This window comes from Pseudotabrizicola sp., assembly GCF_030684215.1.
Taxonomy (GTDB): domain Bacteria; phylum Pseudomonadota; class Alphaproteobacteria; order Rhodobacterales; family Rhodobacteraceae; genus Pseudotabrizicola.
This window is the reverse complement of sequence record NZ_JAUXOV010000071.1, coordinates 106565-124723: the sequence shown is the minus strand read 5'-3', so window position 1 is coordinate 124723 and position 18159 is coordinate 106565. Positions and strand designations below refer to the sequence as shown.

19 protein-coding genes are annotated in these 18159 nt (G+C 57.9%); 12 read left to right on the top strand and 7 right to left on the bottom strand.

Annotation, left to right across the window (positions count from 1 at the left end; translation table 11 throughout):
• Positions 1 to 220, top strand: a 220-nt coding sequence (locus Q8K08_RS16525) for a transposase (protein WP_305250810.1), incomplete at its 5' end; no start/stop codon positions are given.
• A 181-nt stretch (positions 221 to 401) separates the two neighbouring features.
• Here Q8K08_RS16525 and flbT read toward each other — a convergent pair.
• The 5 genes from flbT to Q8K08_RS16500 all read right to left on the bottom strand — a co-directional run bounded on the left by flbT (position 402) and on the right by Q8K08_RS16500 (position 3359).
• Entirely contained in the window at positions 402 to 806 is a 405-nt protein-coding gene (flbT, locus tag Q8K08_RS16520) for a flagellar biosynthesis repressor FlbT (RefSeq protein ID WP_305250808.1), read from the bottom strand.
• Positions 803 to 1180: a flagellar biosynthesis regulator FlaF gene (flaF, locus tag Q8K08_RS16515; RefSeq protein ID WP_305250806.1), complete on the bottom strand. Its 378-nt coding sequence runs from the start codon at positions 1178 to 1180 to the stop codon at positions 803 to 805. Before flaF ends, flbT begins: the two co-directional genes overlap by 4 nt.
• 71 nt (positions 1181 to 1251) lie before the next feature.
• Positions 1252 to 2565: a flagellin gene (locus tag Q8K08_RS16510; protein ID WP_304798141.1), complete on the bottom strand. Its 1314-nt coding sequence runs from the start codon at positions 2563 to 2565 to the stop codon at positions 1252 to 1254.
• A 196-nt stretch (positions 2566 to 2761) separates the two neighbouring features.
• Complete coding sequence (locus Q8K08_RS16505; protein WP_304798139.1) at positions 2762 to 3082, bottom strand: hypothetical protein; 321 nt, start codon at positions 3080 to 3082, stop codon at positions 2762 to 2764.
• Positions 3072 to 3359, bottom strand: a complete 288-nt coding sequence (locus Q8K08_RS16500; RefSeq protein WP_305250803.1) for a rod-binding protein — start codon at positions 3357 to 3359, stop codon at positions 3072 to 3074. The genes Q8K08_RS16505 and Q8K08_RS16500 overlap by 11 nt, the downstream gene beginning before the upstream one ends.
• 112 nt (positions 3360 to 3471) lie before the next feature.
• On the opposite strand from Q8K08_RS16500, the gene Q8K08_RS16495 reads away from it, so the two are divergent.
• Positions 3472 to 4929, top strand: coding sequence for a flagellar hook-length control protein FliK (locus tag Q8K08_RS16495; RefSeq protein WP_305250801.1), 1458 nt, complete (start codon positions 3472 to 3474; stop codon positions 4927 to 4929).
• A 12-nt stretch (positions 4930 to 4941) separates the two neighbouring features.
• Positions 4942 to 5646 carry a flagellar hook capping FlgD N-terminal domain-containing protein gene (locus Q8K08_RS16490; protein WP_305250799.1) on the top strand — a complete coding sequence of 235 codons (705 nt, stop codon included), beginning with the start codon at positions 4942 to 4944 and terminating at the stop codon, positions 5644 to 5646.
• Here the strand turns inward: Q8K08_RS16490 and ubiB are convergent.
• Positions 5643 to 7172, bottom strand: a complete 1530-nt coding sequence (gene ubiB / locus Q8K08_RS16485; RefSeq protein ID WP_305250797.1) for a 2-polyprenylphenol 6-hydroxylase — start codon at positions 7170 to 7172, stop codon at positions 5643 to 5645. The two genes, Q8K08_RS16490 and ubiB, sit on opposite strands and share 4 nt — an antisense overlap.
• Positions 7173 to 7925: a bifunctional demethylmenaquinone methyltransferase/2-methoxy-6-polyprenyl-1,4-benzoquinol methylase UbiE gene (gene ubiE, locus Q8K08_RS16480; RefSeq protein WP_305250795.1), complete on the bottom strand. Its 753-nt coding sequence runs from the start codon at positions 7923 to 7925 to the stop codon at positions 7173 to 7175.
• A gap of 136 nt (positions 7926 to 8061) precedes the next feature.
• Between ubiE and mutM the strand changes: the two genes are divergently transcribed.
• The 9 genes from mutM to gyrB all read left to right on the top strand — a co-directional run bounded on the left by mutM (position 8062) and on the right by gyrB (position 18142).
• Entirely contained in the window at positions 8062 to 8913 is an 852-nt protein-coding gene (mutM, locus tag Q8K08_RS16475) for a bifunctional DNA-formamidopyrimidine glycosylase/DNA-(apurinic or apyrimidinic site) lyase (protein WP_304798128.1), read from the top strand.
• A gap of 60 nt (positions 8914 to 8973) precedes the next feature.
• The gene (locus tag Q8K08_RS16470) at positions 8974 to 9750 is read left to right on the top strand and encodes an enoyl-CoA hydratase (protein ID WP_304798126.1); all 777 of its coding nucleotides are present in this window, start codon (positions 8974 to 8976) and stop codon (positions 9748 to 9750) included.
• A gap of 154 nt (positions 9751 to 9904) precedes the next feature.
• Positions 9905 to 10180 (top strand): 30S ribosomal protein S20, encoded by a 276-nt coding sequence (rpsT, locus tag Q8K08_RS16465; RefSeq protein ID WP_304798124.1) that lies wholly within the window; start codon positions 9905 to 9907, stop codon positions 10178 to 10180.
• 526 nt (positions 10181 to 10706) lie between these two features.
• The gene (gene dnaA / locus Q8K08_RS16460) at positions 10707 to 12071 is read left to right on the top strand and encodes a chromosomal replication initiator protein DnaA (RefSeq protein ID WP_304798122.1); all 1365 of its coding nucleotides are present in this window, start codon (positions 10707 to 10709) and stop codon (positions 12069 to 12071) included.
• A 223-nt stretch (positions 12072 to 12294) separates the two neighbouring features.
• On the top strand, positions 12295 to 13413 hold the full coding sequence (gene dnaN / locus Q8K08_RS16455; RefSeq protein WP_304798120.1) for a DNA polymerase III subunit beta: 1119 nt from the start codon (positions 12295 to 12297) through the stop codon (positions 13411 to 13413).
• A 69-nt stretch (positions 13414 to 13482) separates the two neighbouring features.
• Positions 13483 to 14571: a DNA replication/repair protein RecF gene (recF, locus tag Q8K08_RS16450; protein WP_304798118.1), complete on the top strand. Its 1089-nt coding sequence runs from the start codon at positions 13483 to 13485 to the stop codon at positions 14569 to 14571.
• Entirely contained in the window at positions 14568 to 14993 is a 426-nt protein-coding gene (locus tag Q8K08_RS16445; RefSeq protein ID WP_305250793.1) for a VOC family protein, read from the top strand. Before recF ends, Q8K08_RS16445 begins: the two co-directional genes overlap by 4 nt.
• On the top strand, positions 14990 to 15610 hold the full coding sequence (locus Q8K08_RS16440) for a LysE family translocator (RefSeq protein ID WP_304798115.1): 621 nt from the start codon (positions 14990 to 14992) through the stop codon (positions 15608 to 15610). The genes Q8K08_RS16445 and Q8K08_RS16440 overlap by 4 nt, the downstream gene beginning before the upstream one ends.
• Before the next feature lie 81 nt (positions 15611 to 15691).
• Positions 15692 to 18142, top strand: coding sequence for a DNA topoisomerase (ATP-hydrolyzing) subunit B (gyrB, locus tag Q8K08_RS16435; protein ID WP_304798113.1), 2451 nt, complete (start codon positions 15692 to 15694; stop codon positions 18140 to 18142).
• Positions 18143 to 18159: the final 17 nt, after the last annotated feature.

Below are 18159 nucleotides of genomic sequence, written 5' to 3'. Positions count from 1 at the left end.
AGGCTTGAAAAACAAGGGGATCACGCCGTGCATCCCTGGCCGGAAGTCGCGCGGCAAGCCCATCAAATACGACAAGCGCCGATACAAACGCCGCAACAGGATCGAGATCATGTTCGGAAGGCTCAAGGACTGGCGACGAGTAGCAACGCGCTACGACAGATGCCCGAAGGTCTTCCTCTCCGCTGTCGCCCTGGCCGCAACCGTCCTCTTCTGGCTTTGATCATCAATGAGTCTGGAGCCTAGTTGCTCAGCCGTGTTGACGCTGCCAATTTTCTCCCGAAAGTAGGCTTCATCGTGTTTTATTGATGGTTGCGCGTTAAATGCGGCTGTCTGTTTGTCCATCGTGCGCTTTAAAAAGGCCCAACCTGCGTAGCCGCCTATTGGAAGAACAGGAGTGTAGCTCATCGAAAACCCACCGCCATCAGGCGCTCCTCTCTTGGAAGCAGGCTGCGAAGGTGTTTCAAGGCCTGATAATGCTGGTCTTCCAGAACGGCCTTGCTTGCAAGGGTAAGTTGAAGTCTACTGTCAGGATCAATCAAAACCTGACTAAGTTGTTCAATCCCGCGCAGCAATTGCATCTGCGCGTCATTTGCTTCTGCATCGCCGGAGAGCACCAGCTGAGCAATATAGCAGACGCGGCGGACTGGGGTATTAACCTCCTCCGGATGGATTGCGTCTCGCAGTCGAAGGATATGGGCATTCGGCGTCATGATGGCGAGACGCGAACGACGATCGCCGTTTTCGATGACTGCACCATTAATCAAAACGCGCTCATGTGGGCCAAGTTTGATGACGAGTCCGCTCATGCTGCGCCCCCTTGTCCACGCAGGCCCCGCATGATCGCCGTGTTGACGTCTATCAGCACCTCTACTGATGCGGAGCCGTCCAGCACGCGTCTGGTATGAATATCCGAGAATTCATACAGGTAGAAGAGTTGTGCGCGAAGTGCAGAAGGGAGCGCGTTTCCAGGAGATGCCACATCCGCTGCAAGGGTAGACCAGAGTGCAAGGTTATCTGACAAAGCCTGTGCCAGTGCCGGGAAGTTGGATTTCCGGGTTTTCCATGTGGCGGAAAGCTTTTGCGAAACCCGCGCCAAAGCTTCATATTCGATACTGCGCATTGAACGCAGGCTTGCATCGGGGTTAGAGTAGCCCATTTTCGGGTGAATAAGCGCGTTCACGGCGAATCCTTCGCGTTGCTTCATCTTGTTTCAGTGGGAGGATGGGCCGGGATTGCCCCCGGCCCGGACCGTCAACGGAACAACGACAGGATGCTTTGCGGCGCCTGGTTTGCAATCGACAGCGACTGTGTAGCCAGCTGTTGCTGGACCTGCAGAGCCTGCAGGCGCGCCGATGCTTCTTCCATGTTGGCATCAACCATCGACCCGATACCAGAGCGCAGCGAATCGACAAGGTTGCTGACAAAGGACTGCTGCACATCAATCCGCTTTTGGGCCGTACCAAAATCAGCTGCTGCCTGAATAGCAGTTTGGGTCAACCCTTCAATCGCGCCCAAAGCCGCTTTTGCGCCGGCTTCGGTGCTGACGTCAATTTCCTTTAGCAGGGCGAGGCCACCACCAACCTTGCCACCACCGCCGATGGTTACGTCGGAAGCGGCAGCTGCGGCTGGCAAGTCTGCGGCCGTATTGTTGGTCACTGTGACAACGTTTTTGTCCGGACCGCCCACAGTGACCTTGAAGCTTTCGCTCATGCCTTGTTCAGCAAGGCGAAAATTCATTATGTCAGCAAGACCTTTGGCGATATCGGCAGTCGTATCACCATCCTTTGCCGTGTAGATTGCCGTCTGTTTATCAGTTGCCGCGGCCGCAAAAGTGCCACCGAAAACAGTGGCCATGTCGAATGAATAGCTGTCGCCGGCCATCACGGCTTTGGTTCGGTCGGCAGTCGTGGTGTCGCCGTTGATCGTATAGGTTGCAGTGCCTGCCCCGTTTGCGGTGGCAGTGCCTGCAGCTGTCATCGCGCTCGCGTCCATAGTAAGCGTGCCGACGGCTGCGGTTGTGGTTGACAGATCCTGGCGACCCACAGAGATGCTTGACGATGCAACGCCAGATGCAGATCGATCCAACGAAGAAAGCACATCGATCTTGCCGCTGCCATCGACGTTGTCGGCAGCCGTATAGGCGACGGTTGTCTTGTTGTTGGAAAGCAGGTTCAGGCCGTTGAACTGCGCCGCGCCAACGATCGATCCGATCTGGTCACGCAAGGCAGAAACATCGGCCTGGATCTTCGTGCGGTCGACGTTGGCTTCTTGCGAGGCAACGATCTTGCCCTTGATCTCGGTCAGCAGGTTGGTGATCTGTTCGGACGCAGAGCGGGCGACCGCAATCGTCGAAGACCCAAGGGAAAGGCTGTCAGAAATACCCTTGAAGCCCTTCACGTCAGATTCCATGGTTTTAGAGATCGCCCAGACTGCAGCATTGTCTTTGGCGTTGCCCACGGCCTTGCCCGTAGAAATCTCGGCCTGAACTTGGCCCATGTTCTTGTTGATGGCCTTCATGGTCTGCAGGGCAACCATTGCGCCGTTGTTCGTCAAAATCGAAGACATGTACGTTTCCTTCACAAATGCCGCGCTTTTCGCGGCCAGAGTTACCGTCAGCCGACGGCTGGAAGGGCATTCTTGCCGTTGCTTTGGGGGGATCCCGCAGCGCCACCCCGACCTCGGGGCGCAAGACCGATACAATCCTCCAACTCCTAATCATCGGTGAATTGCCATTCGCCAATCACCGATGATTTGAACTAATTCACACACGCCTCGACGTCGGCGTCACCGTCGGCACTGTCGCTTTGTGTCCCACACGATCATAGGTCGTCAGCCCTTTCGCGGCCTCTGCAACCTCGACAACGCGGCGGCGCGCGGCGCGCACGCCGGAAAGCGCAGACTGAAGGCAGGCCTCTGTCCGCTCTGCCTCAGCCTGAAGGCTGCGGAGCGTGACAAGATCGCCCGATCTGAAGTCGGCTTCTACATCCTGAAGCGCGGGCATCAAAACGGCTAGCTGCGCATACTGCCCGTCCATCACAGCCTTGCGGAGATCTTGCAGGACTGTCTCTGCGCTACCGGGCATGGCGTGCCTCCTCAGACTTAACCAAAGACGCAAAAATCGTTTGCGCCAGACCCAATCCGCCTTTTTCAACCATGTTGCGGGCTTGAGCGTTTCGCAGGAAGGATGAGAATTGCTCCTCACCGATACCGCCGCCAAACTGTTGCGATGGGTTCCCAAGTCCGGCATGAGACAGCATTTCTGCTAGGAAAAGGACTTCCATTTCTTTTGCCTTTTCAAAGAGCTGACTATGCTGTGAAGACAGGCCAGCGGCGGTGGTCAGCATTGGTTCGAGTTGCATTGCAGTGCTCCGTTTTGTTTGAATTGTTCTGAATATCTGCGTTTTGGGTAAATAGTCGGTAAGCAATTTCGTTCATTTCTTGGGTTAAACCCCATTGGCCCGGACATGCAGAATGCAAATCGCCCCCAACACCTTCCGTCCTGCGCAATTGCATGTGGATGCAAACCCCATGCCAGAGTGCGGAGCCGAATTTGCGGCGCTGATTGTTGACATTGTGGTCGCGGCTGTCGGTCAGGCGACAGAAGCCGCACCGTCGAGCCGTCAAGTCCCAGCCGAGAGGGCATCAAACTCTGCAGCGGACGGGAATAATCCGACTGAAAAAGTATATGAAACTGTGGATGAAGTTGGCAGCGTAGATGTGGCGTCGGATGCCGCCATGCCTTTAGCGGTCGGCGATTTGGTGCTACCTTTGCAAATGGCGTCCATGACTGTGAGTGATGATCCAGAAACGATGGTTTTCAGGTCTGACCAGTTGCCTCAGATACGGCAACATGGGCCAGAAGCGAACGCCGGGCCGATCATCAAGGGCGGCGTTCCCACGCCAGATAACTGGTTGCTGCCCGCAACGACACAATTGGCCGAAGAAGGTGAATTGGGTTCACATCAGGCCAACCGTTCAGAAATTTTGTCGTCCTATCAAGCGGCCCTACCCCTATTGTACACTTCTTCCGCGCAGCCTCTTTTCGGATTGCCGGAAAAGCAACTGGCGACTCTGCCAACGAAGCCGGAAGATGAACTGCCAACAGCCCTGGCGAAGCCGGCTGATCTTGCACGGGTTGACGGTGCTGTTGAACCGACAGCTGCGGACATGCCGCAGGGCAGTGACGCGGCACGGTCTGCACGTTCGATGCCGCTGGGGAATGATCTGCTGCGGGCTTATCTCTCAAGTCAACAGGGGCGCGATGTTGCGAATGTTGGGCCGCCGCCAACAGCAATGCCTTCTCTTTTGATGACTGCGGCGCATGGCTCAAGCGCAGATCTTCCGACCGTTGAGATGAAACTTATCGCACGCCCGGACCCGATTTTGCAAAAGGACCTGCCGCTGGTGTCGTTGGCAAAGGACGCCAAGCCCGAGGCGGGCAATGTCAATTTCTCCAACGCAGATATTGGTGCCTTCAAAGCATTTCCCGCACTTTCTGACTTTGCCATACCGATGCGAAGCACGCCTTCTGTGCCGCCGCCGCAGCTTTCGCAAACGATTCTGCAGATCGTTCAACGGGGTGTTGACGGTCCGGTTGAAGTGACCCTGCGGCCGGAAGAGCTTGGCAATGTGCGGTTTGAGATCAAGACCGGTGGCGACCGGCTGCACATCACGCTCTATGTCGAACGACCTGATGCGATGGACTTGATTCGACGTCATGGGGAACAACTGTTGAATGACCTGCGGCTGTCGGGCTTCAGTAACCCGTCCCTCAGTTTTGGAGATTGGACACGTCGCGGGCCACCGCCATCCAAAACGTCCCCCAATCCGGAGCTCTCTGCCACCGCTCCACCTCTCATCGAGGAAACTTCCTCCATGATCGTCTCGCAGCCTTTGATGGGCGCCGGGCGGCTGGATCTGCGACTTTGAAAGGAAATCAGGATGAATATTCTTCCGGCGCAATACAACGCTTCAGCGACATCACCCTATGCGGCCCAACAAACTAAATCTGCTTTTGCAAGTTCGGATTTTGAGACGTTTCTTAAAATGCTGACGGTACAAATGCAAAATCAGGATCCGATGAACCCGATCGATTCCGCAGATTACGCGGTTCAGCTCGCCACGTTTTCAGGTGTGGAGCAGGCTGTGCGCACCAATCAACTGCTTGAAAGCCTGCAGTCACAGTTTGGTATGCTGGGCATGGCACAGCTTGCGGCCTGGGTGGGACAAGAAGCGCGGGCGGCCGCACCGGTCTTTGTTGATGGAACGCCGGTGACGCTGTCTCCTAACCCTGTGGCTGCGGCAGACCGTGCCGTTCTGGTGGTCCGGGATTCTCAGGGCCGAGTCGTCTCGCGTGAGGACATTCCGGTATCAGCAGACCCTTACGAATGGCATGGTACTGATGCGACCGGCGCGGCACTTCCTAACGGCCAATACACTGTGTTTCTTGAAAGCTATTACGCGGGCGAGGTGCTTCGGGTGACCCCCGTTGAATATTACGCCCCCATTGTTGAGGCGCGGGGGGGCGCGGGTGGCACCAGACTCGTTCTGCGCGGCGGGATAGAGGTTCTTGCCACGGATATCACCGCCCTGCGGGTGCCACCAAACGGTGCGCGCGACCAGGCGGTCCCACGCACTGGCACCTAGAGCAAGGTGCCCAGCCATACACCGGCTGCAAGCGTCACCGCGCCAGTCAGTCCAGTCCAGACCGGCCACCAATTCCGATTCGTTTGCGCGGGCTCGGGAGCGTCTGCCTGCGCGATCAAGGCTTTCTCGACCATCTGCGGCAGCTTTGGCCCAAAGCGAGACAGCACCCGCACCGTTTTTGCAAGGTCACGCAAAAGCGCGCGTGGGCCCACGTTTTTGGCGATGTAGCCTTCAACAATCGGCTTTGCGACTTCCCAAATGTTAATATGCGGATCGAGGCCGCGCGCAACGCCTTCGACCACGACCATCGTGCGCTGAAGCAAGATCAGCTCTGTCCGGGTTTCCATGCCGAAACGCTCTGTAACTTCAAACAGATAGGCCAAAAGTCGCGCCATGGATATCCGGCTGGCGTCCATGCCAAAGATCGGTTCGCCAACCGCGCGGAGTGCCCGCGCGAATTCGTCGATATCCCTGTCGGCGGGCACGTAGCCTGCCTCGAAATGCACCTCGGCAACCCGGCGATAGTCTTTGCGGATGAACCCAAACAGAATTTCCGCGTAGACGCGCCGGGTGTATTCATCAAGTCGCCCCATGATGCCGAAATCATAGGCAATGATGTTGCCATTCGCGGCCACTTTCAGGTTGCCTTGGTGCATATCTGCGTGAAAATATCCATCGCGCAGGGCGTGGTTCAGGAACAGCTGCAACACCCGCGCGCCCAACACTTTGCGGTCGTGTCCGGCTGCGTCGATCAGGTCATTGTCATTCAGGCCAATGCCTTCGGCCCAGTCCAGCGTCATTACGCTGCGGCCAGACAAGAACCAGATCGGCCGCGGCACCTGAAAGCCTTCGTCCCCTTCGGTGTTTGCGGCAAATTCGGCCGCCGCACTGGATTCCAGCCGAAAATCCAGCTCGCCCATCACCACGCCCTCGAAATGGCGGATCACATCCAGTGGCCGCAGGCGACGTGACGAAGGTGAAATGAATTCAATGGCCTGTGCAGCAAAGTAAAAGGCGTCGATGTCTTTGCGAAACGCACGCTCGATGCCGGGACGCAGCACTTTCACCGCAACCTCGCGCCCGTCTTCGACCAACCACGCCTTGTGCACCTGCGCGATAGAGGCTGCTGCGACCGGTTCTGAAAATTCGCGGAACATCTGATCGACCGGCATGCTCAGCTCGGCCTCGATCATTTTCTTGGCGACCGCGATCGGGAACGGCGGCAATTTGTCCTGCAGATATTTCAGTTGCAGTGCCAGTTCGTCGCCCACTACATCTGGTCGGGTCGAAAGGATCTGGCCGAATTTGATATAGGCCGGACCAAGCGCGGTCAGCGCACGGGTCGCGGGGGGCAGGCCAGGGTCGCCGCGCAACCCCAGCGGTTTGAACGGCCACCCCAGAATCCGCGCGGCGAATCTTAGGCCGGGCGGGGCGCGAAACGCCTCCAGCACCACACCAATGGCACCGGTGCGTTCCAGTGTTGCAAGGGTGCGGATCAGCCGCCAGATGTTGTGGGGACCACGCACTTAAAGCTTCCACCCGGAATGAAGGGCAGCGATGCCCATGGTTTGATTGCGGTATTTCACTTGATCAAAGCCCGCCTGCCGTATCATCGTGGCAAAATTTTCCTGATCGGGGAATTTGCGGATACTTTCGACCAGATACTGATAGCTGTCGCGGTCGCCTGCAACGATCTGCCCCATCAGCGGGATGACGTTGAACGAATACAAGTCATAGGCTTTCTGCATCAGATCATTGGGGATCTGGCTGAACTCCAGCACCATCAACCGCCCGCCGGGACGCAGCACGCGGTAGGCTTCGGACAGCGCATCGGCAACCCGTGTTACATTGCGGATGCCAAAACTGATGGTGTAGACATCAAAGCTGTTGGACTCGAACGGCAATGCCATTGCATCTCCCACAACCCAGCCCAACCGGTCGGCCATGCTGTCTGCCTCCGCCCGTTGCCGTCCGGCGATCAGCATCGATTCTGTCAAGTCGCACACCACGGCACTGGCCCCCGGCGCACGGTTCAGAAAGCGGAAGGCCACATCGCCGGTGCCGCCAGCCACATCCAGTAGGCGCTGGCCTGGCCTTGGCGCAAGCCAGTCCATCATCGCGTCTTTCCACAAACGGTGGACGCCGCCCGACATCAGGTCGTTCATGATGTCATATTTGTTGGCCACGCGCGTAAAGACGCCGTGCACCATTCCGGCCTTGTCGCCCTCGGGTACGGTCTGATAGCCGAAATGCGTCGTGCCTCTGTCGTCTTCGGTCATGGGCCTTGCCCTTTATTGCCTGCGAGTCTTCTTATAGGGCGCATCCGCGCGGCTGCAATGCGCCACCCTGTCCGGGGGGGCATGACTTCGGGCCACGTTCGCGATAGGACGCGCAAAACACAGGAACACCCAAGACATGCCCGAACTGCCCGAGGTTGAAACAGTGCGTCGCGGACTTGTGCCGGTGATGGAGGGGCGTGTGATCACGCAAGCCGCTGTGAACCGTGAAGGTTTGCGCTGGCCGTTTCCCGCAGGAATGGCAGGGCGGCTATCTGGTGCCCGCGTGACTGCGCTGCGACGGCGGTCCAAGTACATACTCGCCGATCTGTCCACAGATGAGACGTTGCTTATACACCTTGGCATGTCAGGGCGTATGCTGATCTCGGGCCAGATGCTTGGCACCTTTCACCACGATCATCCCGCGCCGAAAAAGCACGACCATGTTGTGCTGGACATGGACGGAGGTGCACGAATTACCTTTAACGACGCGCGCCGCTTTGGCGCAATGGATTTGATGCCAACCGCAACTGCAGAATCGCACCCATTGCTTTCGTCACTGGGGCCAGAGCCTTTGGGCAACACCTTTGATGAACCCTATCTCGCCGCGCGGCTTAAGGGTCGAAACACGCCGATCAAATCGGCGCTTCTGGATCAGCATATTGTGGCGGGACTGGGTAATATCTATGTCTGCGAAACGCTATATCGCGCCCGCATTGCGCCTCAGACAAAAGCGGGCAATCTGCGCGCGGGGCAAGTGGCGGCCCTTGTCCCGATCATTCGGGAGGTGTTGGCCGAGGCGATTGAGGCTGGCGGCAGCAGCCTGCGCGATTTCCGGCAAGCCGATGGCGAGCTTGGCTATTTCCAGCACAGTTTTCAGGTTTACGACCGCGAAGGCAAGCCCTGCGTGACCCTAGGTTGTGGCGCAACTGTGGGGCGGATTGTGCAATCTGGCCGATCATCTTTCTATTGCCCTGTATGTCAGCGCTGACTTGCCATCAGACAAGATGCTGCTAGGAGTCAGGTCAAAGCCCAACCCTGGAGCCCGCACATGGCCTATGAAACGTTGATCGTCGAGGTCGAGGACTATGTTTCCCTGATCCGGCTGAACCGCCCCGATGCGCTGAACGCGCTGAATTCCAAGCTGATGAAAGAGTTGGCCAACGCGCTGCAGGCCGCCGACGCCGATGATAATGTGCGTGTGATTGTGCTGACCGGATCGGAAAAGGCCTTTGCAGCTGGTGCCGATGTCAAGGAAATGGCCGAAAAATCCTTTACGGATGTTTATTTCGACAACCTCTTTGGTGTTGAAGCAGAAAAGATCGGCCGGGTGCGCAAGCCGATTGTGGCTGCCGTATCAGGCTATTGCCTTGGCGGCGGCTGCGAGCTGGCGATGCTGAGCGATTTCATCATTGCTGCGGACACTGCGAAGTTTGGTCAGCCCGAAATCAACCTTGGGATCGTGGCTGGCATGGGCGGCACCCAGCGTCTGACGCGGTTTGTTGGCAAATCAAAGTCGATGGATATGCATCTGACAGGCCGCTTCATGGATGCCGCCGAGGCCGAGCGCTGTGGTCTCGTCAGCCGGGTGTTTCCAGCCAAGGATCTGATAACCGAGGTGATGAAAATTGCTCAAAAGATCGTCGAAAAGTCGCTGTTGTCTTCGATGGCGGTCAAGGAATGCGTGAACAGGGCGCAGGAAACCAGCCTGGCCGAAGGGTTGCTGTTTGAACGCCGCGTCTTCCATTCGATGTTTGCCACCGAAGATCAGAAAGAGGGGATGGCCGCCTTCCTTGAGAAGCGCCAGCCGCAGTTCCGCGACAAATAAGCCGAATTTTCTGTTTTCTTTCGGATCAAATCATCTTATACGCCGCCCCACATGCGCGTGGGCCCGCTTAGGCAAGAATCATCCCCTCCTTTAAAGTGGGGTCTTGGGGCTTTCGTGCGATCGCATTGAATCAGACCCAAGAAAGGCCACAACAATGGCAAATACTGAACAGTCCAAAAAACGCGCCCGCCAATCCGAAGCGCGCTATGCCGTGAACAAGGCGCGTCGTTCGCGTATCCGTACCTTTGTCCGTAAAGTTGAAGAAGCGATTGCGTCGGGAAACTCCGAAGCTGCTGTTGAAGCGCTGAAAAACGCCCAGCCAGAACTGGCCCGTGGTGTGACGAAAGGTGTGCTGCACAAGAACACCGTGTCGCGCAAAATCTCGCGCCTGTCGTCGCGCGTGAAGGCTTTGTCGACCCCGGCTGCCTGAGTCGTTCTTTTCAATTTTGTGTCAAGGGCGCCCTGAGCAAGGGGCGCCCTTTTTTCATGCCCTGCCCAAGTTTTCAGGCACTTTTCAGGCCGCACGTTGCCGATTTGCCAGAGCCGCCGGATTCGCTGATGGCAAACCTGTGTCAACTTAATAGTTCAGTTGCGAAGGTCAGTGCCAGCTTGCTAGCTTCGCGAGGTGATTCACTTCGTCTTGGGGGACATAACGCGATCTTGCACAACGAACTGTTGGGCCTTGCTGCCAGCTTTGCCTAACAATTTGTATGAATGATCAATGCGTTGTGCTGTCTGCGGTCTATTCCGCACTCAGGTGGTTCGATGGAGCTGGCCTTGCAGGGCCAGTTTCGTGGTTCTGTGATGTGTCCTTGTCTGATCCGTTACGGGTCGGCCGCTTTCGTATTTGTAACGGAGCGGAAAATCCTAAGCGATGGGGTTTGCAAGGTGTGTGTGGGAAACAAGCCTGACCGGGGGACCGGAAGTGGCGGGCAAATAAAAACAGGTCAAAACGAATGACGAACGACACGTGGGGACAGGTTCGGGAAGAGCTGATCAAGAGGGTTGGTAAAAATAACTACACTACATGGATTGAGCCACTTCGTTTGTCGCATCTGAGAAACGGCGTCGCCAGTTTTGAGGTGCCGACAACATTCTTCGGCGATTGGGTCTCGCGCAATTTTGCCGACCATATTCGTGGTCAGCTCGCTGTTGCTGGATCTCCTGTCGAGCGCGTGGAATTCACCGTGGGCGCAGCGGCAGAGCGGTCTGCGGCCACCAAACCGGCTGCCCGTCCGGCCGCAAAGGCTGGGCGCGCCCGCGTGAACGGTACGGATGAGGTCAGCGGAGCACAGCTTGAGCAGCGCTTTACCTTTGACAATTTCGTGGTCGGCAAGCCGAACGAGCTTGCCCATGCTGCTGCCCGCCGGGTGGCAGAGGGCGGACCCGTGACATTCAACCCGCTGTTTCTTTACGGTGGCGTTGGTCTGGGCAAAACCCATTTGATGCACGCTATCGCGCACGAATTGAAAGTGAGCCGTCCCGATTTGCACGTGCTGTATCTGTCAGCCGAGCAGTTCATGTATCGCTTTGTTCAGGCATTGCGCGATCGCCAGATCATGGATTTCAAAGAGTTGTTCCGGTCTGTTGACGTACTGATGGTTGACGACGTGCAATTCATCGCAGGCAAGGACAGCACGCAGGAAGAGTTCTTTCACACCTTCAACGCTCTGGTTGATCAGAACAAACAGATCGTTATTTCTGCTGACCGTGCGCCGGGAGAAATCAAGGATTTGGAGGAACGCATCCGCTCGCGCCTGCAATGCGGCTTGGTGGTCGATCTGCATCCAACCGATTACGAACTGCGCTTGGGCATCCTTCAATCCAAGCTGGAGCATTATTCCAACCAATACCGTGGTCTGACCTTGGCACCGGGGGTGCTGGAGTTTCTGGCGCATCGGATCACGACCAACGTGCGCGTGCTGGAAGGTGCGCTGATGCGCCTGTTTGCTTTTGCATCGCTTGTCGGGCGAGAGATCAACCTTGATCTGGTTCAGGAATGTCTGTCCGATATTCTGCGGTCTTCGGAAAAGCGCCTGACGATTGAAGAAATCCAACGCAAGGTTGCCGAGCATTACAACGTTCGGCTGTCGGATATGATCGGGCCTAAACGGTTGCGGACGATTGCGCGGCCACGTCAGGTGGCGATGTATCTGTCAAAGCAGATGACCAGCCGCAGTCTGCCGGAAATTGGCCGTCGGTTCGGGGGCCGGGATCATACAACGATCATGCATGGGATTCGCAAGATCGAGGAATTGATGACGGGCGATGGGCAACTGGCAGATGATGTGCAGCTTTTGAAGCGGCTTTTGCAAAGCTGATTTTTGGATGCTTCCAGTGGTCAATCCGTAAAGCAACTTGATTTCAAAGCTTTGCACGGATTTCTCCTGTGGACGAACCCAAGGGAATAAATGCCGGACGGGGTGTTGCGGGGTGGGCCTTGACCTTGCTGGCAAAGCCCCACAAAGTCTGACAAACACTTGTGAACCCGTAAGAAACGGGTAATGTCGGCGTCCCTAAATCGGCCCGACAGGGGGATGTAAGATGAAGCTTTCGATAGAACGTGGCACATTGTTGAAGGCCCTTGCGCAGGCCCAGTCCGTTGTAGAGCGCCGCAACACCATTCCGATTTTGGCCAATGTGCTGATAGAGGCAGAAGGCGCGCAGGTGTCGTTCCGGGCCACCGATCTGGATATTGAGGTTCTGGACCGCGCTGCCGCAGTTGTGGAACGGCCGGGCGCAACCACGGTTTCTGCAGTGATGCTGCATGAGATCGTGCGCAAATTGCCCGATGGCGCACTGGTCAACCTGACCGAAGACCCGGCCTCGGGGCGGCTGTCGATTATGGCGGGGCGCTCGTCGTTCAGCCTTGCGACGCTGCCGAAAGAAGATTTCCCGGTGATGGCGACGTCGGAATATTCATCGAATTTTTCCGCCCCGGCTCCGGCGTTGCGTCGTTTGTTCGACAAGGCAAAGTTTGCGATTTCGACGGAAGAGACGCGCTATTACCTGAACGGCGTGTATCTGCATGTCTCGACCGGTGAAGATGGTCCGGTGCTGCGTGCCGTGGCGACCGACGGACACCGTCTGGCACGGATTGATGCGGCGTTGCCCGATGGCGCGACGGGAATGCCGGGCGTGATTGTGCCGCGCAAGACCGTGAACGAACTGCGCAAGCTGCTTGATGATGACGAGGCGACCATCGCCGTTTCGGTCAGCGAGACAAAAATCCGCTTTGCCACCCCGGCCATCACTTTGACGTCAAAAGTCATCGATGGCACCTTTCCTGACTATACCCGTGTGATTCCGACCGGAAACACCCGGCGGCTGGAAGTGGACGCGAGCGAGTTTGCCAAGGCGGTGGACCGCGTTGCCACAGTGTCGAGCGAGCGGTCGCGTGCCGTGAAGCTGTCTTTGGATGAGGATCGGCTGATCCTGTCAGTCAATGCACCGGATTCAGGTGCGGCCGAAGAAGAGTTGGCAGTTGCCTATAGCGACGAGCGGCTTGAGATCGGGTTCAACGCCAAATATCTGCTGGAAATCGCAAGCCAGGTGGACCGGGAAAATGCTGTGTTCCTGTTCAACTCTTCGGGCGATCCGACATTGATGCGCGAAGGGAATGACACAAGCGCAATCTATGTGGTCATGCCGATGCGCGTGTGACGTCGGGCGGACCGGGGGTTTTACCCCTGGACCCCCAGAGTATTTTTGCCAAGATGAAAGGGGCAGCGGTTGGCTGGCCTTGCGATCAGATCGCTGATGCTGTCGCAGTTTCGCAGCCATCGCTTGACGCGGCTTGTCTTTGACGGGCGGCCTGTAGCTATCCATGGGCCAAATGGTGCAGGCAAGACGAATATTCTGGAAGCAATTTCCTTGCTTTCGCCGGGCCGTGGTTTGCGTAGGGCAGGGGCTGATGATCTTGCGCGGCGCCCTGATGCGTTGGGTTGGAAGCTGACGTCAGAGGTTGACGGTCTGGACGCCCCGCATGAGGTGGTCACTTTCGTTGAAGGCACGGACGCGCGGGTGGTGCGGATCGATGGCAAGGCCGCGACGCAGGCGATGCTGGGGCGCGTGCTGCGGGTTTTGTGGCTGGTGCCCGCGATGGATCGGTTGTGGATCGAAGCTGCCGAGGGTCGGCGGCGCTTTCTGGACCGGATGACACTGAGTTTCACGCCTGAACATGGCGAGGCTGTGCTGAGCTATGACAAGGCGATGCGTGAACGGAACCGGATGCTGAAGGATCAGGTGCGGGATGCGCATTGGTATGGGGTGATTGAGGCGCGCATGGCAGAGGCGGCGGCGCAGATCGATGCCAACCGGGCGGCGGCGGTTGCGCGACTTGCTGCGGCGCAAGAGGGGCCCGAGACGGTGTTTCCGCGCGCTGATCTATCCTTGGTGCATCCAGAGGGAGGCTATGTCGATCTGGCACTGGCGTTGGCCGAGGGGCGCGCGCGCGATATGGCTGCGGGACGCACTTTGCAGGGACCGCATCGCCTGGATATGGCAGCGGTGTTTGCCTCCAAAGGAGTGGAGGCCGCACAGTGTTCGACCGGAGAGCAGAAGGCGCTGCTGATTTCGCTGATCCTCGCCAACGCACGGGCCTTGGCCGCCGATCTTGGCCGGGCGCCCGTGGTGCTTTTGGACGAGGTCGCGGCGCATCTGGATGCGGATCGGCGCGCGGCCTTGTATGATGAGATCTGTGCGCTGGGCGCGCAGGCTGTGATGACAGGGACGGAGCCTGCCTTGTTCGATACTCTGGGTGGGCGGGCGCAAAGCCTGTCCGTGACTGAAGATGGTGGTGTGTCGGAGGTGCGGGAATGACGTTGCAGCGGGTGACCTTGATCACCTTAGGGGTGAACGATCTGGCCGCGGCACGGGCGTTTTACGCGCGGTTGGGTTGGGTTGAACATCGTGAAAGCCAGGACGGCGTGGCTTTTTTCCAGATGCAGGGCGCGGTGCTGGGATTGTTTGGCCGCGCGGCTCTAGCTGCCGATCAAGGGCGGCCGGGGGCTGATTTGGGCGTTGGCGCAGTTACGCTGGCGCAGAACTTTGCAACCGAGGTCGAAGTTGACGCTGCCTTTGAGGCGGCGTTGAAGGCAGGGGCTGTGGCGCTGAAGCGGCCCGAGAAGGTATTCTGGGGCGGGTACTCGGGCTATTGGGCCGATGCGGATGGGCATGTGTGGGAAGTGGCGATGAATCCGTTCTGGCCGCTGAACAAAGACGGCACGCTGACGCTGCCATGACCGTGACGCTGCATCAATTGGGGCTTTATGCACTGGCGATGGTAGGGCTGTGGGTCATTCCCGGCCCGGTATGGGTGGCTTTGACCGCGCGGGCGCTGTCGGGTGGGATGGCGGGGGCTTGGCCCTTGGCAGTGGGAGTAGCGCTGGGCGATCTGATCTGGCCGTTTTGCGCCATTCTGGGGCTGGCTTGGGTTTTGTCGATCTATGGCGGCTTGTTGGAAATATTGCGCTGGGCGGCTGCGGCGGTCTTCATCGTGATGGGGGCTTTGTTGCTGCGCAAGCCGGCAGCGGTGCCGGGTGCAGACAGCCGGTTGACGCGGCCCGGTGTCTGGGCCGGCTTTTCGGTGGGCGTGGCGGCGGTGATCGGCAACCCCAAGGCAATTTTGTTCTACATGGGTTTTTTGCCGGGCTTCTTTGATCTTGGTCGGGTGACGGCCTGGGATGTGGCGGCGATTCTGGCGGTTTCTGCGCTGATCCCGATGCTGGGAAATCTGGGGTTGGCGTTGTTTCTGGACCGGGCGCGGCGATTGCTGCAAAGCCCAGCGGCCTTGCAGCGACTGAACATGGTGTCGGGGGTTTTGCTGATTGCGGTGGGTTGCGTGATTCCCTTTACCTGACCCCCAAATCTTGTGTCTTAGGGGTGACATTCCCAGCCCCCGGGGGTATAAATCGCAGACATAATTTGGGGTTCTAGACGCATGGCCGAAGCTGCCCGCAAACCCGCCGAATACGGCGCCGATTCCATCAAAGTTCTCAAGGGGTTAGAGGCGGTTCGCAAGCGCCCTGGCATGTATATCGGTGACACCGATGACGGGTCGGGTCTGCACCACATGGTTTATGAGGTGGTGGACAACGGGATTGATGAGGCCCTTGCCGGTCATGCTACTGCGGTGACAGTCAAGATCCACGCGGATTCCAGCGTATCGGTGCGCGACAATGGGCGCGGAATTCCGGTTGATATTCACGCGGAAGAGGGCGTTTCGGCGGCTGAGGTCATCATGACTCAACTGCATGCCGGCGGGAAGTTCAACAACACTGATGACTCTGGCAACGCCTATAAAGTGTCTGGCGGTTTGCACGGGGTTGGTGTTTCGGTCGTGAACGCTCTGTCGGAATGGCTGGAACTGACTGTGTGGCGCGACGAGACCGAGTATCGCGCGCGGTTCGAGCATGGCGAATGCGTAGAGCACGTGCGCGCCATTGGTCCTGCGCCTGGGATGCAGGGGACAGAGGTGCGGTTTTTGGCGTCGGCCAAGGTCAACATTCCGGAGGGGACGTTTTCCAACCTCGACTACAGCTTCAAAACACTGGAAAACCGGCTGCGGGAACTGGCATTTCTGAATTCAGGCGTGCGTATCATCGTTGAGGATGAGCGCCCTGCAGAGCCGTTGCATACAGAGTTATATTATGACGGCGGTGTGCGCGAATATGTGAAATACCTTGACCGTTCCAAATCGTCGATCATGGCAGAGCCGATCTATATGATCGGTGAGCGTAACGGTATGACCGTTGAAGTCGCGATGTGGTGGAATGACAGCTATAACGAGATGGTGCTGCCGTTTACCAACAACATTCCGCAGCGTGATGGCGGCACGCACCTTGCCGGTTTCCGGGGTGCGCTGACGCGGACGATCAACGGCTATGCGCAGGCCAAGGGCATTGCCAAGAAGGAAAAGGTTGATTTCACTGGGGATGACGCCCGCGAAGGGCTGACCTGTGTGCTGTCGGTCAAGGTGCCTGACCCGAAATTCTCGAGCCAGACCAAGGACAAACTGGTGTCTTCCGAGGTGCGACCTGCGGTTGAGAATCTGGTGAACGAAAAGCTGGCCGAGTGGTTTGAGGAAAATCCGGCGCAGGCCAAGATTATCGTTGGCAAAATCATCGAGGCAGCCTTGGCGCGTGAGGCGGCGCGCAAAGCGCGCGAACTGACCCGGCGTAAGACGGCTCTGGATGTGGCCAGCTTGCCCGGCAAACTGGCCGATTGTCAGGAGCGCGATCCGGCCAAGTCTGAGATTTTTCTCGTCGAGGGGGATTCGGCGGGCGGGTCAGCCAAACAGGGGCGGTCACGCTCCAATCAGGCGGTTCTGCCGCTGAAGGGCAAAATCCTGAACGTAGAGCGCGCGCGGTTTGACCGGATGCTGGCCAGCCAAGAGATCGGCACGCTGATCACCGCATTGGGTACCGGGATTGGTCGCGACGAGTTTGATATCAAGAAACTGCGCTACCACAAGGTCGTGATTATGACCGACGCCGATGTGGATGGCGCGCATATCCGGACGCTTATCCTGACGTTTTTCTTCCGCCAGATGCCCGAATTAATAGAGGGCGGCTACCTGTATATTGCGCAGCCACCGCTGTACAAAGTGGCGCGCGGCAAGTCCGAGGTCTACATCAAGGATCAGGCCGGCCTGGAAGATTACCTGATCGACATGGGGCTGGATGGCGCGATTCTGCGGCTTGGCTCAGGTGAAGAACTGGCAGGCGAAGACCTGCGCCGGGTGATCAATGGCGCGCGTCAATTCCGTCGGGTGCTGGAATCGTTCCCCACCAATTACCCGCGTAATCTGCTGGAACAGGCGGCGCTGTCGGGCGCGTTTGACCCCGGCCAAGCAGATGCCGATCTGCAAGCCGTGGCCGATACCGTGGCGCATCGTCTGAACCTGATTGCCGCGGAATATGAAAAAGGCTGGGCCGGGCGCATCACCCAGGAACATGGCATCCGCCTGTCTCGCATCCTGCGCGGGGTTGAAGAGTTGCGGACGCTGGACGGTGCTGTGTTGCGATCCGGCGAAGCGCGGCGGTTGGCGTCAATCTCGCGCGAAACGCGGGATACGTTCCGCGATCCGGCTAAGCTGGTCCGCAAGGATCGTGAGCAGCTGGTTTACGGGCCGACAGATCTGCTGAAATCCATTCTGGCCGAAGGCGAAAAGGGTCTGACCCTGCAACGCTATAAGGGTCTGGGCGAGATGAACCCGGAACAGCTGTGGGAAACCACGCTTGACCCCGAAGCGCGCACGCTGTTGCAGGTGAAAGTTGATGATCTTGCCGAGGCGGACGACATTTTCACCAAGCTGATGGGCGATGTGGTGGAGCCACGTCGGGAGTTCATTCAGCAAAACGCGCTGAACGTGGAAAACCTCGACTTCTGATCAAAGGCACCGCCCCT

Excerpts from the sequence above, each read along its gene's own strand:
- Q8K08_RS16500 (WP_305250803.1), bottom strand. The coding sequence starts at position 3,359 with ATGCAACTCGAACCAATGCTGACCACCGCCGCTGGCCTGTCTTCACAG.
- Q8K08_RS16470 (WP_304798126.1), top strand. The coding sequence starts at position 8,974 with ATGGCCTATGAAACGTTGATCGTCGAGGTCGAGGACTATGTTTCCCTG.
- rpsT (WP_304798124.1), top strand. The coding sequence starts at position 9,905 with ATGGCAAATACTGAACAGTCCAAAAAACGCGCCCGCCAATCCGAAGCG.
- flbT (WP_305250808.1), bottom strand. The coding sequence starts at position 806 with ATGAGCGGACTCGTCATCAAACTTGGCCCACATGAGCGCGTTTTGATT.
- Q8K08_RS16490 (WP_305250799.1), top strand. The coding sequence starts at position 4,942 with ATGAATATTCTTCCGGCGCAATACAACGCTTCAGCGACATCACCCTAT.
- Q8K08_RS16505 (WP_304798139.1), bottom strand. The coding sequence starts at position 3,082 with ATGCCCGGTAGCGCAGAGACAGTCCTGCAAGATCTCCGCAAGGCTGTG.
- Q8K08_RS16445 (WP_305250793.1), top strand. The coding sequence starts at position 14,568 with ATGACGTTGCAGCGGGTGACCTTGATCACCTTAGGGGTGAACGATCTG.
- dnaA (WP_304798122.1), top strand. The coding sequence starts at position 10,707 with ATGACGAACGACACGTGGGGACAGGTTCGGGAAGAGCTGATCAAGAGG.
- ubiE (WP_305250795.1), bottom strand. The coding sequence starts at position 7,925 with ATGACCGAAGACGACAGAGGCACGACGCATTTCGGCTATCAGACCGTA.
- mutM (WP_304798128.1), top strand. The coding sequence starts at position 8,062 with ATGCCCGAACTGCCCGAGGTTGAAACAGTGCGTCGCGGACTTGTGCCG.
- gyrB (WP_304798113.1), top strand. The coding sequence starts at position 15,692 with ATGGCCGAAGCTGCCCGCAAACCCGCCGAATACGGCGCCGATTCCATC.
- Q8K08_RS16510 (WP_304798141.1), bottom strand. The coding sequence starts at position 2,565 with ATGTCTTCGATTTTGACGAACAACGGCGCAATGGTTGCCCTGCAGACC.
- dnaN (WP_304798120.1), top strand. The coding sequence starts at position 12,295 with ATGAAGCTTTCGATAGAACGTGGCACATTGTTGAAGGCCCTTGCGCAG.
- Q8K08_RS16495 (WP_305250801.1), top strand. The coding sequence starts at position 3,472 with ATGCAAATCGCCCCCAACACCTTCCGTCCTGCGCAATTGCATGTGGAT.
- Q8K08_RS16440 (WP_304798115.1), top strand. The coding sequence starts at position 14,990 with ATGACCGTGACGCTGCATCAATTGGGGCTTTATGCACTGGCGATGGTA.